Raw genomic sequence first — 13,754 nt, 5'->3', positions numbered from 1 at the left:
GGGCGGTTCAGGCCGGGCGGGGCGCGGTTCGTTCCGCGACCAGCGCCAGATCGGTCTCCACGGCGTGCGCGGTGGCCTGGAGATGGGCCAGCAGGCCCGGCCTGACCTGGCCGGTCATGGCGACGTTCACCGCCGCGACCACCCGGCCGCCCCGGTCGCGGATCGGCACGGCCAGCGCGCGGAGGCCCTCTTCGAGCTCGTCCTCGACGATCGCGTAGCCGTCGGCGCGGGCCCGGCGGATCAGCGCCCGCAGCCGCTCGGGGTCGGTCACGGTGCGCGGCGTCAGGGCGACGGGGTCGCCGAGGTCGGCGTCGTCGGCGAGCAGGACCCGGCCCATCGACGTGGCGTAGGCCGGGAACCGGGTGCCGACGGTGATGTCCACACTCATGATCTTGTACGCCGGCGCCCGCGCCACGTAACGGATGTCGGTCCCGTCGAGCACCGCCACCGACGCCGACTCGCCCACCGCCTCGGCCAGCGCCGCGAGGTGGGGCGTGGCCAGCTCGCCCAGGGTCAGCGACGACAACCGGGCGTAGCCCAGCTCCAGGACCCTCGGCAGGGCGACGAACCGGTTGCCCGTCTTCACCGCGTAGCCGAGCTCGACCAGGGTCAGCAGCGCCCTCCGGGCCGTCGCCCGCGCCAGTCCGGTCGCCTCGGCGATCTCCGACAGCGTGCCGCCGAGCGCGGTGAGCACCGCCAGCCCCCGGGCCAGCGACTGGACCGGGGTGTCGCCGGGGATCTCGATCGGCGTCGGTCGCGCGGGCGTGCGGGCGGCCAGGAGGTGTTCCATCCGGGCGACGTCGAGCCGGGGGAGGGCCAGCGCGGCCAGCGACTCGACGGTGTGGCGGCTGCGGTGGGAGACCACGCTGACCGCGCACACCACCCGGCCGCGCGAGCGCACCGGCACCGCGACCGCGATCAGGCCCGGCTCGATGAGCTCGTCGTCGCGGGCCCAGCCCGCCTCCAGCGCGGCCTTGACCCGGTCGCGGAACTCCGGCTCGGCCTCCGGGTCGGGGGCGACCACGGTGTGCGGCCGGGCCGCCCGCCAGCGGGCCCACCCCGCCTCGGTCCACTCGGCGGCCAGCAGCGCGCCCGCCGCGCACCGTTCGGCCGGCACCAGGTCGCCCACCCGGAACGTCAGCGAGCGGCTGCGCCGCCGGGGGAGCTGGGTGACGAACCGGACCGCCGCGCCGTCGGCCACGGCCAGCGACACCGACTCGTCGAGGGTCTCCGCGAGCCTGCTCGCCTCGGGTCCCAGCGCGTCGGGCACGCCGCTGCCGGACAGGTAGGCGTTCCCGACGGCCAGGACGCGGGGCGTCAGCCGTACCGACCGATCGGCCCCGGCCGGGCGAGCCAGGCCCGTCGCGACGAGGGTGGCCAGCACCCGGTCGACGGTCGAGCGGGCCAGGCCGGTGACGCGGGTCAGATCGCTCGGGCGGCACGGCTCGCCGCCGGCCATCGCCCGCAGCACGGCGAGCCCGCGCTCCAGCGGCCCCACGACTGCCTCGGTCATTGACACACGTCCAAAGGGGGTAGCAGACTCCTGAACTACGTTAAATGTGAACAATAGTTCATCAGACGAACAAGTCCACTCCGAACAGGGAGAACATGGCGGAGATCCTCACCCTGCGGGACGCGGTGGCCGGGCTGGTGCACTCCGGCGACACCGTGGCGATGGAGGGGTTCACCCACCTCATCCCGTTCGCCGCCGCGCACGAGATGATCCGGCAGCGGGTGAGCGATCTCACGCTCGTCCGGATGACCCCCGACGTCATCTACGACCAGCTCATCGGCATGGGCGCGGCCCGCAAACTGGTCTTCTCCTGGGGTGGCAACCCCGGCGTGGGCTCGCTGCACCGCTTCCGCGACGCGGTGGAGAACGGCTGGCCGCGCCCGCTCGAACTCGACGAGCACAGCCACGCCGGCATGGCCAATCGCTACGTCGCCGGGGCGTCCCGGCTGCCGTTCGCCGTGCTGCGCGGTTACCGGGGCAGCGACCTGCCGTCGCGGTCGGCGACGATCTCCACCGTGGTGTGCCCGTTCACCGGCGAGGAGCTGGCGGCGGTCGCCGCGATCAACCCCGACGTGACCGTGATCCACGCCCAGCGTGCCGACCGCGACGGGAACGTGCAGCTCTGGGGCCTGGTCGGGGTGCAGAAGGAGGCCGCGCTGGCCGCCTCGCGGGTGCTCGTGACGGTCGAGGAGATCGTGGACGACCTGGCGCCCGCCCCCGGCGCGGTGGTGCTGCCGTCGTGGACGGTCGACGCGGTGGCCGTGGTCCCGAACGGCGCCCACCCCTCCTACGCCGCCGGTTACACCGTCCGCGACAACGGCTTCTACCAGGCGTGGGACGCCGTCTCCCGCGACCGCGACGCCTTCCTGCGCTGGATGGACGAGAACGTCCTGGAGGCCGCCCGATGAGCTGGACCTCCGACGAGCTGATGACCGTCAACGCCGCCCGCGCCCTGGCCGGGGCCCGGACCTGCTTCGTCGGCATCGGCCTGCCGAGCGCCGCCGCCAACCTGGCCCGGCGCACCACCGAACCGGGGCTGGTGCTCATCTACGAGTCGGGCACCCTCGGCTCCAAGCCGTCGCGGCTGCCCCTGTCGATCGGCGACGGCGAGCTGGCCGACACGGCCGACGCGGTGGTGTCGGTGCCGGAGATCTTCAACTACTGGCTGCAGGCCGGGCGGATCGACGTCGGCTTCCTCGGCGCCGCCCAGGTCGACCGGTTCGCCAACGTCAACACGACCGTCGTCGACCGGGGGCCGGGCAGGCCGGAGGGCCGGCTGCCGGGCGCGGGCGGCGCCCCGGAGATCGCCGCGAGCTGCGGGAAGGTGCTGCTCGTGCTGCGCCACTCCACCCGGAACCTCGTCGAGCGGCTCGACTTCGTCACCACCGTCGGCCACGGCGACGGGCCCGGGTCACGCGCCCGGCTCGGCCTGCCCGGGGCGGGTCCGGTCGCCGTGATCACCGACCTCGGCATCATGCGGCCCGACCCGGAGACCGCCGAGCTGACCCTCACCGAGGTGCACCCCGGCACGACCCCGGAACAGGCCGTCGCCGCCACCGGCTGGCCCCTCGCCGTCGCCCCCGGCCTGCGCGTCACCGAACCCCCCACGGAGGCCGAGCTGACCGCCCTGCGCCGCCTCGCCCAAGGAGCACCCGATGCCTGAACCGCTGTCCCAGGAGACGATCTCCCGGGAGATCGCAGAGTTGGCCGCCAGGTCCGACGGCGGCGACCACCCCTCGCGCGACTACCCGCCCTACCGCTCCAGCGGCCTGCGGCACCCGCACCGCCCGCTCGTCGCCCCGCCCGAGGCCTACGCCGAGCTGCGCGGGCCCGTCTTCGGGGCGAGCGACGTCACGCCCCTGGACGCCGACCTCACCCGCCAGCACCCCGGGGAGCCGCTCGGGGAGCGCATCACCGTGACCGGCCGGGTGGTCGACCGCGACGGCCGCCCGGTGCGCGGGCAACTGGTGGAGGTCTGGCAGGCCAACGCCTCCGGCCGCTACCCGCACCAGCGCGACCAGCACCCCGCGCCGCTCGATCCCAACTTCACCGGCACCGGCCGCTGCCTGACCGACGACGACGGCCGCTACGCCTTCACCACGATCAAGCCGGGCGCCTACCCGTGGAAGAACCACGTCAACGCCTGGCGTCCGGCCCACATCCACTTCTCGGTCTTCGGCACGGCCTTCGCCCAGCGCCTGGTCACCCAGATGTACTTCCCGGGCGACCCGCTGTTCCCGTACGACCCGATCCTGCAGTCGGTGACCGACGACAAGGCCCGCGAGCGCCTCGTCGCCGCCTACGACCACGAGCTCTCCCGGCCGGAGTGGAGCCTGGGGTACAGATGGGACATCGTCCTCGACGGACCGTCGGCGACCTGGATGGAGGAAGGCCGATGAGACCCACCCCTTCGCAGACCGTGGGCCCCTTCTACGGCTACGCCCTGCCCTTCCGCGGCGGCGGCGACCTGGTCCCGCCGGGCCACCCGGGCGCGGTCTCCGTCCACGGGTACGTCTACGACGGCGCGGGCGACCCCGTCCCCGACGCGCTGCTGGAGTTCTGGCAGGCCGACGAGGCCGGGAACCTCGACGGCAGGCCCGGCTCGATGCGCCGCGACGACGTCGACGGCTCGTTCGCCGGCCGCGACGGGGTCACCTTCACCGGGTTCGCCCGCGTGGCGACCGACCTCGGCGGGCACTGGACGCTCCGCACGGTCCGCCCCGGCGGGCCGCCCTACATCGCGGTGTGCGTGTTCGCCCGGGGGCTGCTGCACCACCTGTACACCCGCGTCTACCTGGAGGACGCCGGCGACGCCCTGCTGACGTCGCTGCCCGCCGACCGGCGCGCGACCCTGGTCGCCGCCCCGGAGCGCGACGGGGTGTTCCGGTTCGACGTCCGCCTCCAGGGCGAGGGCGAGACGGTCTTCCTCGACCTGGGCTGAACCGGGAGGCTCTCGTGATCACGGGTGACGGGCTGCTGGGCCCGGCCTGGTCGGGCGCCCCGGTCGACGGGGCGACCGCCGACCCGGCGGTCCGGCGCGCCCTGCTCGACGCGGAGGCGGCGCTGGCCCGCGCCCAGAACCGCCCCGACCTGGCCGAGGCCATCGACTCTGCGGAGCCCGGGGACCTCGGGCACGGCGGTGGGAACCCCGTGATCCCGCTGGTCAAGGCGCTGCCCGAGGGCGCCCACGACGGAGCGACCAGCCAGGACGTCATGGACACCGCGCTCATGCTGGTCGCCGCGCGGGCCCGGCGGCTGGTCCTGCTCGACCTCGCCTCGGCCGCCGGGGCGCTGGAGGAGCTGGCCCGCGAGCACCGCGACACCCCCATGCCGGGCCGCACCCTCACCCAGCACGCCGTGCCGACGACGTTCGGCCTGAAGGCGGCGGGGTGGCGGTCGCTCGTGCTCGACGCCCACGAGCGGCTCGGCGCGGTGACCCTGCCCGCCCAGCTCGGCGGCGCGGGGGGCACCCTGGCCACGTTCTCGGTGCCGCTCATGGAGCGGTTCGCGCGCGAGCTCGGGCTGGCGGTGCCGGTGCTGCCCTGGCACGTGCTGCGCACCCCGGTCGCCGACCTCGCCGGGGCGCTGGCGTTCTGCTGCGGGGCGCTCGGCAAGATCGCGGCCGACGTCCTGGTGCTGTCCCGGACGGAGATCGGCGAGGTGGCCGAGGGATCGGGCGGCGGCTCGTCGGCGATGCCGCACAAGAGCAACCCCGTCCACGCCACCCTGGTCGCCGCCTGCGCCCGCCAGGCCCCGGCGCTGGCCGCGATCCTCTACGGCGCCATGGCCGCCGAGGACGAACGCCCCGCCGGGGCGTGGCACGCCGAATGGGAACCGCTCCGCACCCTGCTGCGCCTGGCCGGGGGAGCGGCCTTCCACACGGCCGCGCTGGCGGGCGGCCTCCGGGTCCACCCGGCCCGGATGCGGGAGAACCTGTCGCTCACGGGCGGCCTGATCGTGGCCGAACGCGTCATGGGCGAGTTGTCACGGCAGATCGGCAAGAAGGTCGCGCGGGACCTGCTCGAAACCGCCTCCCGCGACGCGGCCCGCCTCCGCATGCCCCTCCGCCAGGCATTGGAGCTCGCCTGCGCGCATGCCGGAGTCTCCGTCGAGATCACCGGGTCGGCCGTGCGTCGGCCCGGTGCCACGACCGATCAAGAAGACGGGCAGCCCCATCCGGCCACTCCCGATCACCAAGGCGGACCGGCAGGTGCGATCCGTCCAGATCCGGCGGCGGAAAGCCCTTATGGACGGCCCGGGGTGATTCGCATCGATCCCGCGCTTTTCGATCCGACCGGCTATTCCGGTGCGGCGGGGGAATTCGTCGATCGAGCCCTCGACCGTCGTCTCAAGGAGATCGCCGATGTTGAACTTCCGCGTTGACGGGCCCGCGCACGCGCCCGCGCTGATCCTGGGCCCGTCCCTGGGCACCTCGCTCCGCGTCTGGGACGCCCCGGCCGCCGCCCTGTCGCGGCACTTCAGGATCGTGCGGTACGACCTCCCAGGCCACGGCGACTCCCCGGTCGTGCCGGGAGCGACCTCGATGGAGGCGCTGGCCGCGCTCGTGATCAAGGTCGCCGACGCGGCCGGGGCGGACGCCTTCCACTACGGCGGGATCTCCCTGGGCGGCGCGATCGGCGCGTGGCTGGCGCTGCGGCACCCCGACCGGGTGCTCTCCCTGACGATGGTCTGCTCGGCCGCCAAGTTCGGCACCGAGGAGAGCTGGCACGAGCGTTCGGCGCTGGTCCGGGGCGAGGGCACCCGCGCCCTGGCCGACCTGGCGTGGGGCCGGTGGTTCACCGGGAACGCCGACAAGGCCGCCGGCCAGGCCATGATCGACGACCTGCTGGCCGCCGACGACGAGGGCTACGCCGAATGTTGCGAGGCGCTGGCGGGGTACGACGTCCGCGCCGAACTCCCGGCCATCACCGCCCCGACCCTGGTCGTCGCGGGCCGCGACGACCCCGCCGCACCGCCGGCCGTGGCGCGCGAACTGGCCGACGGCATCCCGGGCGCGGCCCTCCAGGAACTCCCCGGCGCCGCCCACCTGGCCCCGGTCGAGCGGCCCGACGCCGTCGTGGCGGCCATGCGCGCCCACCTGCCCCGGCTCGACGGGATGGCGGTGCGCCGGGCCGTGCTGGGCGACGAGCACGTCGACCGGGCCGTCGCGAACACCACCGGCTTCACCGCCGACTTCCAGGACCTGATCACCCGCTACGCCTGGGGCGAGATCTGGACCCGCCCGGGTCTCGACCGGAAGACCCGCAGCTGCGTCACCCTCACCGCACTGGTCGCGGGCGGCCACCTCGACGAGCTGGCCATGCACGTCAGAGCCGCGATCCGCAACGGTCTCACGCCAGATGAGATCAAGGAAGTCCTCCTCCAGACCGCGATCTACTGCGGCGTCCCGGCCGCCAACGCCGCCTTCGCCGTCGCCCAACGCACGCTAGGGAGCCTGGAATGACCCACACCACGGTCGCCGTCATCGGCGGCGGCCCGGCGGGCCTGCTGCTGGCCCGGATGCTGCACAACGCCGGGATCGACTCCGTCGTGCTGGAGAGCCGCGACCGGGCCTACGTCGAGCAGCGCCAGCGCGCCGGCATGCTCGAACAGGGCACGGTCGACGCGCTGCGCGAGTGCGGCGCGGGCGCCCGCATGGACCGCGAGGGGCTCCCGCACAACGGGATCGAGCTGCGGTTCGACCGCCGGGCCCACCGCCTCGACTTCCCGGCGCTGACCGGCGGCAGCTCCGTCATGATCTACGCCCAGACCGAGATCGTGAAGGACCTGGTCGCCCTCCAGCTCGACGAGGGCGGCCCGCTCCTGTTCGAGGCCCAGGCGACCGCCATCGGCGACGGCTACGTCACCTACCGCCACGAGGGCCAGGAGAAGACCCTGACCTGCGACTTCATCGTGGGGGCCGACGGCTTCCACGGCATCTCGCGGGCCGTCGTGCCCTCGGGCCGGGTCTACGAGGCCGACTACCCCTACTCGTGGCTCGGCGTGCTGGCCGACGTCGCCCCCTCGACCGACGAGCTCATCTACGCCCACTCGCCGCGCGGCTTCGCGCTGCACAGCATGCGCTCCCCGACGGTCAGCCGCCTCTACCTCCAGGTGCCCAACGACACCGACCCGGCCGCCTGGGACGACGAGCAGATCTGGGACGAGCTCGACCTGCGGTTCGCGATCGACGGCGACTGGAAGCTGGCCCGGGGGCCGATCACCGCCAAGGCCGTCACCCCGATGCGCAGCTTCGTCACCGAGCCGATGCGGCACGGACGCCTGTTCCTGGCCGGCGACGCCGCCCACATCGTGCCGCCGACCGGGGCCAAGGGCCTCAACCTGGCCGTCGCCGACGTGGTGGTGCTGGCGCGGGCGCTGGAGCACTGGCGGCGTACCGGCAAGGACGACCTGCTCGACGACTACGGCGACATCTGCCTGCGCCGGGTCTGGCGGGCCGAGCACTTCTCCTGGTTCATGACCACGATGCTGCACCTGGCCCCCGGCCAGTCCGACTACGAGACCCGGCTGCAGCTCGCCCAGCTCCACCGCATCGCGACCTCCGAGGCCGCGGCGGCGGAGCTGGCACTCAACTACACCGGGACGGTCTGAGAAATACGCCCGCTATACGGGCCGATGCCTACGGTAGGAACGCGCAGAGCAGCCGGTCGTCGCCCTCCTGCCACAACGTGCCGACCTCGGCGAAGCCCGCCTTGGTCAGCGCGGTCACGTGGGTCTCCAGGTGGAGCGACTCCGAGCCGTGGTGCGCGGCCATCTCGCGGCGCTTCTCGCGGTCGGCGTGGAGGGCGGTGAGCACGGGGTCCCGCTCCACCGCCGCCCACCAGTCGGCCCAGTTCTCCGGGCGTTCCCCGGGAAACCGCCGGTCGGTGGCACGGCCGGCCAGGGCGCGCTCGAGCGCGGCCAGGCGGGTGCCGTCAGGGGAGGCCATCTGGTCGCCGTTGAGGAACACCCCGCCTGGCCGCAGCACCGTGGCCAGCTCCCGGTAGAGGTCGGTCAGGGGCCCTTCCGGGAGCCAGTGGAGCGCGGTCGTGCTGACCGCGGCGTCAGCGAGGCGGGGCAGACCCGCGGCCGCGCTCCACCCCGGGACGCGCAGGTCGGCGTCCACGAACCGGAGCCCGTCGTAGGCCGTCTTCCCGAGCGCGGTGAGCAGCGGGTCGGTGTCGAAGCCGACCACGGTCGCCTCCGGCAGCCGCTCCTTGAGCCGGGCGCCGAGCGACCCGGGCCCGCAGCCCAGGTCCAGGACGAGCGGATCGGGCCGCCCGGCCGTCTCCACGACCGCGTCGATGAGAACCGCGAAGCGCTCCTCGCGGGCGGGGTGGTAGCCCTCCTGCTGGACGTCCCAGCGGTCGAGCCACTGCCGGGCGTGGTCACGGGTGAGTGTCACGGCCATCTCCCTTGTAACTGTCGTCTAGGCTTATGTCAGTTACCGTAATCACGAAGGATGTAACTGGTCAAGTGAACTTCAACAGTCACACCGATGCCGTTGTGGCCATGTTCGTGACCCTGGTGAACGTGCTGACCCCGGGGGAGCGGCGGGGGCGGCCCTATCTCGTGCCGACGGGGCCCGAGCTGGCCGCCGAGGTGGCCGCGGCGCTGCGCGAGCGCGGCGAGATCGCCGGGTCCGACGTCGCCGAGCTGGCCGGCTACGCCGCCGACCTGCGCGCGGCCTTCTCCGGCGACCTCGACCACGCCTGCACCGTGATCAACCGGGTGCTCGACGCCACCGACGCCCGTCCCCACCTGAGCGGCCACGACGGCGAGCCCTGGCATCTCCACTTCCACGGCACGACTGGCACGTGGGCGGCCAACTGGGCCGCGTCCGGGGCCACGGCGCTCGCGATCGTGCTGGGCGGGGAGTTCCGCGACCGTCTGGGGGTCTGCACGGCCGACCGCTGCGACCGGGTCTTCGTGGACGTCTCCCGCAACGGCACCCGGCGCTTCTGCTCCACGGCGTGTCAGAATCGTACGAAAACCGCTGCTTTTCGGGCCAGAGTGTGACTTTTCGTCATTCCGACGGGGTAACGGCGACAGGAACGTTCCGTAAAGGGCGATACCGTCATGGGCATGCGACTAGGTGTCCTCGACGTGGGTTCCAACACGGTGCATCTCCTCGTGATGGACGCGCACCGTGGGGCCCGCCCCCAGCCGGCGTTCTCCCACAAGGTCGACATGAGACTCGCCGAGCACATCGACGACCACCACCTCTCCGAGCAGGGGGCCGGCAAGCTCCGCGACTTCGTCGAGGAGGCGCTGCGCTTCGCCGAGGACAAGGGCTGTGAGGAACTGGTGGCGTTCGCCACCTCCGCCGTCCGCGAGGCCCGCAACGGCGAGGAGGTGCTCGCCGAGATCAAGGGCCAGACCCAGGTCGACATCCAGGTCCTGTCGGGCGCGGAGGAGGCCCGGCTGACCTTCCTGGCGGTCCGGCGCTGGTACGGCTGGTCGTCCGGCCGCCTGCTCGTCCTCGACATCGGCGGCGGCTCCCTGGAGATCGCCTCCGGCATCGACGAGGCCCCCGACGCGGCCGTCTCGCTGCCCCTGGGCGCCGGGCGGCTGACCCGCGACTGGTTCACCGAAGACCCGCCCAGCCCCGAGGAGATCCGCGCCCTGCGCCGCCACATCCGGACCGAGATCGGCCGCCGGGTGGGCGAGGTCACCCGCTACGGTCCCCCCGACCACGCCGTGGCCACCTCGAAGACCTTCAAGCAGCTGGCCAGGATGGCTGGGGCCGCCCCGTCGAGCGAGGGCCTCTACGTCCGGCGCAACCTCAGCCACGAGGCGGTCTCGACGTGGGCGGCGCGGATGGGCGAGATGACGGCCGACCGCCGGGCCGCCCTGCCGGGGGTGTCGGCGGGCCGCGCCGGTCAGCTGCTGGCGGGCGCACTCGTGGCGGATGCGACGATGGACCTGTTCCAGGTGCCGGCCCTGGAGATCTGCCCCTGGGCGCTGCGCGAGGGCGTGATCTTCCGGCGGCTGGACGTCCTGGGGGGTTCCGACCTCGCCCCTGAGTAAGGAATGAGAATGGTCATACCGGGCAAAACGGCCGCATGATCGAGCTACTGGGTGTCGCCGCCATGCTCGCATCGATTCTGGCGATGGCGATCGCGGCACTTTTTATCATCTCCGTGCTGATGCTGGTGGGGCTCGCCCTGATGGCACTGAGCACGAAAGTGCCCATCCGCCGCAGTCATCGGGAAATATCCGGACACCAGTTGAAACCGCCGGAAAACAGTAGGTTCTTGGGGAGCCGACCTGACAGGAGCACCGGTGAACGACCCCAAGATCGACACGACCGTCCCCCATTCGGCCCGGATGTGGAACTACTGGCTGGGCGGCAAAGACCACTACGAGGTTGACCGGGTGGCGGGCGACCAGTTCGCCGCGGCCTTCCCCGACATCGTGGCCATCGCCCGGCTGTCGCGTTACCTGCTGGCCCGCATCGTCCGCCATGTCAGCGTGGAGGCGGGGGTGACCCAGTTCCTCGACGTCGGCACCGGCCTGCCGACGGTCGACAACACCCACGACCTGGCCCAGCGGATCAACCCCGAGGCCCGGGTCGTGTACGTCGACAACGACCCCCTGGTGCTCTCCCACGCCCGCGCCCTCCTAGTGGGCACGCGCGAGGGCGTGACCGACTACATGGACGCCGACCTGCGCGACCCGGCCCGCATCCTGGCCGGCGCGGCCAAGTCGCTCGACTTCGACCGCCCGGTGGCGCTGATGCTGATGGGCATCCTCGGCTACGTCGGCGACCACGAGGAGGCCTACGCGATCGTCCGCACCCTGATGGAGCCGCTGCCCTCCGGCAGCTACCTGGCCGTCTGGGACGGCTCCAACGTGGTCACGGGCGAGGCCCTCGACAAGGCCCAGGACGACCTCAACGAGGGGCCGGGGGCGCCGTACACGCTGCGGAACCACGAGGAGATCAGCCGCTTCTTCGACGGCCTGGAACTGGTCGAGCCGGGCGTCGTGCCGATCACCCAGTGGCGGCCCGACCCCGACCCCTTCGGCCCGCCCTCGCCGGTCGACGCGCTGGTGGGCGTGGCCCGCAAGCCCTAGAGCCCCGGTTTCAGAGATCCTCGATGCAGCGCCGCAGGATCTCGCTCGTCGCGGTGGCCGGCTCCGCCTCGGTGCCGGCCTCGTTCAGCAGGTGCAGGTAGGGCTGCACCTCGTGGTCCTTGGTCAGGTACTGCGCGTCGCCGAGCCGTTCCAGGTAGATGACGTCGGGCAAGGCGCCCTGGGCCAGGCGCAGCAGGGTGACCGGCCCGATCCCGCGCGAGACGTAGCCCGATTCGAGCGGGACCACCTGGAGGGTCACGTTCGGCAGCCGGTTCATCTCGTCGAGGTGGCGCAGCTGCTCGCGCATCACCGCCGGGCCGCCGATCCTGCGCCGCAGGGCCGCCTCGTCGACGACCGCCCACAACTTCACCGGCGCGGCCCCGACCAGGATGCGCTGCCGCCGCATCCGCAGCTCGACCCGCTTGGCGACCTGGTCCTCGTCGTAGACGCGGTGGGCGTGGGAGACGACCGCGCGGGCGTAGGCGGGCGTCTGGAGGAGGCCGGGGACGAACTGGATCTCGTACGTGCGGATCAGCGCCGCGTCCTGCTCCAGGCCGAGGCAGGCCTCGAACCAGTGGGGCACGACCTCGCGCAGCGGATGCCACCAGCTGGGCTCGTTCGCCCTTCCGGCCAGAATCATGATCGCCGACCGTTCCCTGTCGTCGGTGACGCCGTAGAGGGTGAGCAGGTCGGCCACGTCGCGCGGCTTGAAGGTGGCCTGGCCGGTCTCCATGCGGCTGATCTTCGAGGCGGAGGCCCTGATGGCGAAGCCGGCGTCCTCCCGGCTGATCTCCCGCGCCTCGCGCAGCTCCCGCAACTGGGCTCCGACCAGCATGCGCAGCGCGGTCGGGCCGGCGTGGCCGAGATCCTCACCGGCTCCGTGAACAGGCGGCATCGCTCGTGTTCCCCCAGATGCTGACCGGCTTGAATGGACCCGCAGATAGTGCCACGCCAACCCTAACCGAGTACGCCATTTCCCGGCATTTTCCGAGCTTGTCGGCAATTCGGTCACGAGATATCGGATGAATGCCCCGCACTAAAAGAGGAAATGTGCGGTTTCGGCAGGTCAGATCCGACCACCCATCGGTTGTATGGGCCAGCGGTTCCGTCAGGGTAGTGAGGTGACCATGAGTGACGCGGACAAGATTCAGGCCGGACGGGAGTTACAGGACGCCGCCGATGAGTTCATCGGCGCGCTTCGCCTCGCCCGGGGGATGGACGAGACAGCCTTCGCCCGGCTGGCCGACGCGATCAAAGCCTTCGGGGCCGCGTGGGAGGCGGAGAGCCACCTGCCCAAGTCGGGGGTGAACGCGCTGGTCGGGTTGTTCTCCTGGATCGATTCGGCGAGTTGCCTCTATGGGGGGGACGAGGCTCGGCGAATCAGGCAGGCCGCCGTGGAAGCCGAGAGCCTGATCTTCCGTCACGTGGTTCCCGCGCCTGCTCCGGACGGCTGATCACGGCTCGCTAGTCGCGCTCCTCGGTCAGGACCTCCAGCATCTCGGTCAGATGGGCGACCTGAGTCTCCAGCCCCCTCACGCGGGCTTCGAGCTCGGCGAGCGTCACCTGCTGGTACCCGTTGGCGATCTGCCTGCTCATGGTGCCTCCGGCGGGCGGAATATCGACTCGCACGCCGGGCGGCGCGCACATTCATCACGCTCTTCCCTGTATACCCCGCTTCGCACCTAGGGCAGGTAAAGTCTGCCGTCGCAGTAACCTGCGGTGATGAACGTGTGGCAGGTCCCCGCCAAAGTCGTGGCCGTGAAGGCCGCCGGGACCCTGATCTGCTTGCTCCTGGTCCTCTACGGCCTGCTCGCCGACGACCTCCGCGCCCTGATCCTCGCGGGCGTCGCCACGGTCGTGCTGGCCGCCGTCACGGCCCGCGACGTCGTCGCCCGCGTCCGCCTGAGCGCCGACCAGGGCGGCATCACGGTGGTCGAGGGGTTCGCCGGCCGCCGTCGCATCGCCTGGGGCGAGATCGAGCGCATCAAGGTCGACGAGCGCGCCCGGTACGGCCTGCGGACCACCATCCTGGAGATCGACACCGGCGACGACGTCCACCTGTTCAGCCAGTACGACCTGGGCCAACCCGTCGTGCCGGTGGCCGAGACGCTGATGCGCATGCGCCCCTGAGCGACCCGTGACCGGATCCTCCCCTTGTGTGATC

The 13,754-nt window shown here is 72.5% G+C and carries 16 protein-coding genes; 12 read left to right on the top strand and 4 right to left on the bottom strand.

Annotated features, from left to right (window positions below; genetic code table 11):
• Positions 1-7: 7 nt before the first annotated feature.
• Positions 8-1,513 carry an IclR family transcriptional regulator domain-containing protein gene (locus GT755_RS40885; RefSeq protein ID WP_161477925.1) on the bottom strand — a complete coding sequence of 502 codons (1,506 nt, stop codon included), beginning with the start codon at positions 1,511-1,513 and terminating at the stop codon, positions 8-10.
• Between the two features lie 95 nt (positions 1,514-1,608).
• On the opposite strand from GT755_RS40885, the gene GT755_RS01780 reads away from it, so the two are divergent.
• From GT755_RS01780 to GT755_RS01750, 7 genes are read left to right on the top strand one after another with little or no spacing between them, the layout of a single operon-like run.
• Positions 1,609-2,421 carry a CoA transferase subunit A gene (locus tag GT755_RS01780; protein WP_161477924.1) on the top strand — a complete coding sequence of 271 codons (813 nt, stop codon included), beginning with the start codon at positions 1,609-1,611 and terminating at the stop codon, positions 2,419-2,421.
• Positions 2,418-3,176, top strand: a complete 759-nt coding sequence (locus GT755_RS01775) for a CoA-transferase subunit beta (RefSeq protein WP_161477923.1) — start codon at positions 2,418-2,420, stop codon at positions 3,174-3,176. The genes GT755_RS01780 and GT755_RS01775 overlap by 4 nt, the downstream gene beginning before the upstream one ends.
• Positions 3,169-3,912, top strand: a complete 744-nt coding sequence (gene pcaH / locus GT755_RS01770) for a protocatechuate 3,4-dioxygenase subunit beta (protein ID WP_161477922.1) — start codon at positions 3,169-3,171, stop codon at positions 3,910-3,912. Before GT755_RS01775 ends, pcaH begins: the two co-directional genes overlap by 8 nt.
• On the top strand, positions 3,909-4,454 hold the full coding sequence (pcaG, locus tag GT755_RS01765) for a protocatechuate 3,4-dioxygenase subunit alpha (RefSeq protein WP_202609526.1): 546 nt from the start codon (positions 3,909-3,911) through the stop codon (positions 4,452-4,454). The genes pcaH and pcaG overlap by 4 nt, the downstream gene beginning before the upstream one ends.
• A 14-nt stretch (positions 4,455-4,468) precedes the next feature.
• Positions 4,469-5,896 carry a lyase family protein gene (locus GT755_RS01760; protein ID WP_161477920.1) on the top strand — a complete coding sequence of 476 codons (1,428 nt, stop codon included), beginning with the start codon at positions 4,469-4,471 and terminating at the stop codon, positions 5,894-5,896.
• On the top strand, positions 5,877-6,977 hold the full coding sequence (pcaDC, locus tag GT755_RS01755; RefSeq protein ID WP_161477919.1) for a bifunctional 3-oxoadipate enol-lactonase/4-carboxymuconolactone decarboxylase PcaDC: 1,101 nt from the start codon (positions 5,877-5,879) through the stop codon (positions 6,975-6,977). Before GT755_RS01760 ends, pcaDC begins: the two co-directional genes overlap by 20 nt.
• Complete coding sequence (locus GT755_RS01750; RefSeq protein WP_161477918.1) at positions 6,974-8,125, top strand: 4-hydroxybenzoate 3-monooxygenase; 1,152 nt, start codon at positions 6,974-6,976, stop codon at positions 8,123-8,125. The genes pcaDC and GT755_RS01750 overlap by 4 nt, the downstream gene beginning before the upstream one ends.
• Before the next feature lie 28 nt (positions 8,126-8,153).
• On the opposite strand, the gene GT755_RS01745 is transcribed toward GT755_RS01750, so the two are convergent.
• A complete protein-coding gene (locus GT755_RS01745; RefSeq protein ID WP_328794119.1) occupies positions 8,154-8,918 on the bottom strand; it encodes a class I SAM-dependent methyltransferase in 765 nt (254 codons plus the stop codon).
• 71 nt (positions 8,919-8,989) lie between these two features.
• On the opposite strand from GT755_RS01745, the gene GT755_RS01740 reads away from it, so the two are divergent.
• The 3 genes from GT755_RS01740 to GT755_RS01730 all read left to right on the top strand — a co-directional run bounded on the left by GT755_RS01740 (position 8,990) and on the right by GT755_RS01730 (position 11,590).
• Complete coding sequence (locus tag GT755_RS01740; protein WP_161477916.1) at positions 8,990-9,532, top strand: CGNR zinc finger domain-containing protein; 543 nt, start codon at positions 8,990-8,992, stop codon at positions 9,530-9,532.
• A 66-nt stretch (positions 9,533-9,598) separates the two neighbouring features.
• Positions 9,599-10,543 (top strand): Ppx/GppA phosphatase family protein, encoded by a 945-nt coding sequence (locus GT755_RS01735; protein ID WP_161477915.1) that lies wholly within the window; start codon positions 9,599-9,601, stop codon positions 10,541-10,543.
• Positions 10,544-10,798: 255 nt separating this feature from the next.
• Complete coding sequence (locus GT755_RS01730) at positions 10,799-11,590, top strand: SAM-dependent methyltransferase (RefSeq protein ID WP_328794118.1); 792 nt, start codon at positions 10,799-10,801, stop codon at positions 11,588-11,590.
• A gap of 10 nt (positions 11,591-11,600) precedes the next feature.
• Here the strand turns inward: GT755_RS01730 and GT755_RS01725 are convergent, their stop codons facing one another.
• Entirely contained in the window at positions 11,601-12,485 is an 885-nt protein-coding gene (locus GT755_RS01725) for a helix-turn-helix domain-containing protein (protein ID WP_161477914.1), read from the bottom strand.
• A 232-nt stretch (positions 12,486-12,717) separates the two neighbouring features.
• On the opposite strand from GT755_RS01725, the gene GT755_RS01720 reads away from it, so the two are divergent.
• Positions 12,718-13,044 (top strand): hypothetical protein, encoded by a 327-nt coding sequence (locus tag GT755_RS01720; RefSeq protein WP_161477913.1) that lies wholly within the window; start codon positions 12,718-12,720, stop codon positions 13,042-13,044.
• A 10-nt stretch (positions 13,045-13,054) separates the two neighbouring features.
• On the opposite strand, the gene GT755_RS40370 is transcribed toward GT755_RS01720, so the two are convergent.
• Complete coding sequence (locus GT755_RS40370) at positions 13,055-13,186, bottom strand: hypothetical protein (protein ID WP_268903063.1); 132 nt, start codon at positions 13,184-13,186, stop codon at positions 13,055-13,057.
• A 126-nt stretch (positions 13,187-13,312) separates the two neighbouring features.
• Here GT755_RS40370 and GT755_RS01715 point away from each other — a divergent pair, with 126 nt between their 5' ends.
• On the top strand, positions 13,313-13,720 hold the full coding sequence (locus tag GT755_RS01715; protein WP_161477912.1) for a PH domain-containing protein: 408 nt from the start codon (positions 13,313-13,315) through the stop codon (positions 13,718-13,720).
• The last annotated feature ends 34 nt before the right edge of the window (positions 13,721-13,754 follow it).

The sequence above is a fragment of the Herbidospora solisilvae genome (genome assembly GCF_009901565.1).
GTDB lineage: Bacteria > Actinomycetota > Actinomycetes > Streptosporangiales > Streptosporangiaceae > Herbidospora > Herbidospora solisilvae.
This window is presented reverse-complemented; position numbering and strand designations above follow the sequence as displayed.

Bases quoted from the DNA above. Each gene is read 5' to 3' on its own strand.
- GT755_RS40885 (WP_161477925.1), bottom strand. From the start codon at position 1,513: ATGACCGAGGCAGTCGTGGGGCCGCTGGAGCGCGGGCTCGCCGTGCTG.
- GT755_RS01780 (WP_161477924.1), top strand. From the start codon at position 1,609: ATGGCGGAGATCCTCACCCTGCGGGACGCGGTGGCCGGGCTGGTGCAC.
- GT755_RS01775 (WP_161477923.1), top strand. From the start codon at position 2,418: ATGAGCTGGACCTCCGACGAGCTGATGACCGTCAACGCCGCCCGCGCC.
- pcaH (WP_161477922.1), top strand. From the start codon at position 3,169: ATGCCTGAACCGCTGTCCCAGGAGACGATCTCCCGGGAGATCGCAGAG.
- pcaG (WP_202609526.1), top strand. From the start codon at position 3,909: ATGAGACCCACCCCTTCGCAGACCGTGGGCCCCTTCTACGGCTACGCC.
- pcaDC (WP_161477919.1), top strand. From the start codon at position 5,877: ATGTTGAACTTCCGCGTTGACGGGCCCGCGCACGCGCCCGCGCTGATC.
- GT755_RS01750 (WP_161477918.1), top strand. From the start codon at position 6,974: ATGACCCACACCACGGTCGCCGTCATCGGCGGCGGCCCGGCGGGCCTG.
- GT755_RS01735 (WP_161477915.1), top strand. From the start codon at position 9,599: ATGCGACTAGGTGTCCTCGACGTGGGTTCCAACACGGTGCATCTCCTC.
- GT755_RS01725 (WP_161477914.1), bottom strand. From the start codon at position 12,485: ATGCCGCCTGTTCACGGAGCCGGTGAGGATCTCGGCCACGCCGGCCCG.
- GT755_RS01720 (WP_161477913.1), top strand. From the start codon at position 12,718: ATGAGTGACGCGGACAAGATTCAGGCCGGACGGGAGTTACAGGACGCC.
- GT755_RS40370 (WP_268903063.1), bottom strand. From the start codon at position 13,186: ATGAGCAGGCAGATCGCCAACGGGTACCAGCAGGTGACGCTCGCCGAG.
- GT755_RS01715 (WP_161477912.1), top strand. From the start codon at position 13,313: ATGAACGTGTGGCAGGTCCCCGCCAAAGTCGTGGCCGTGAAGGCCGCC.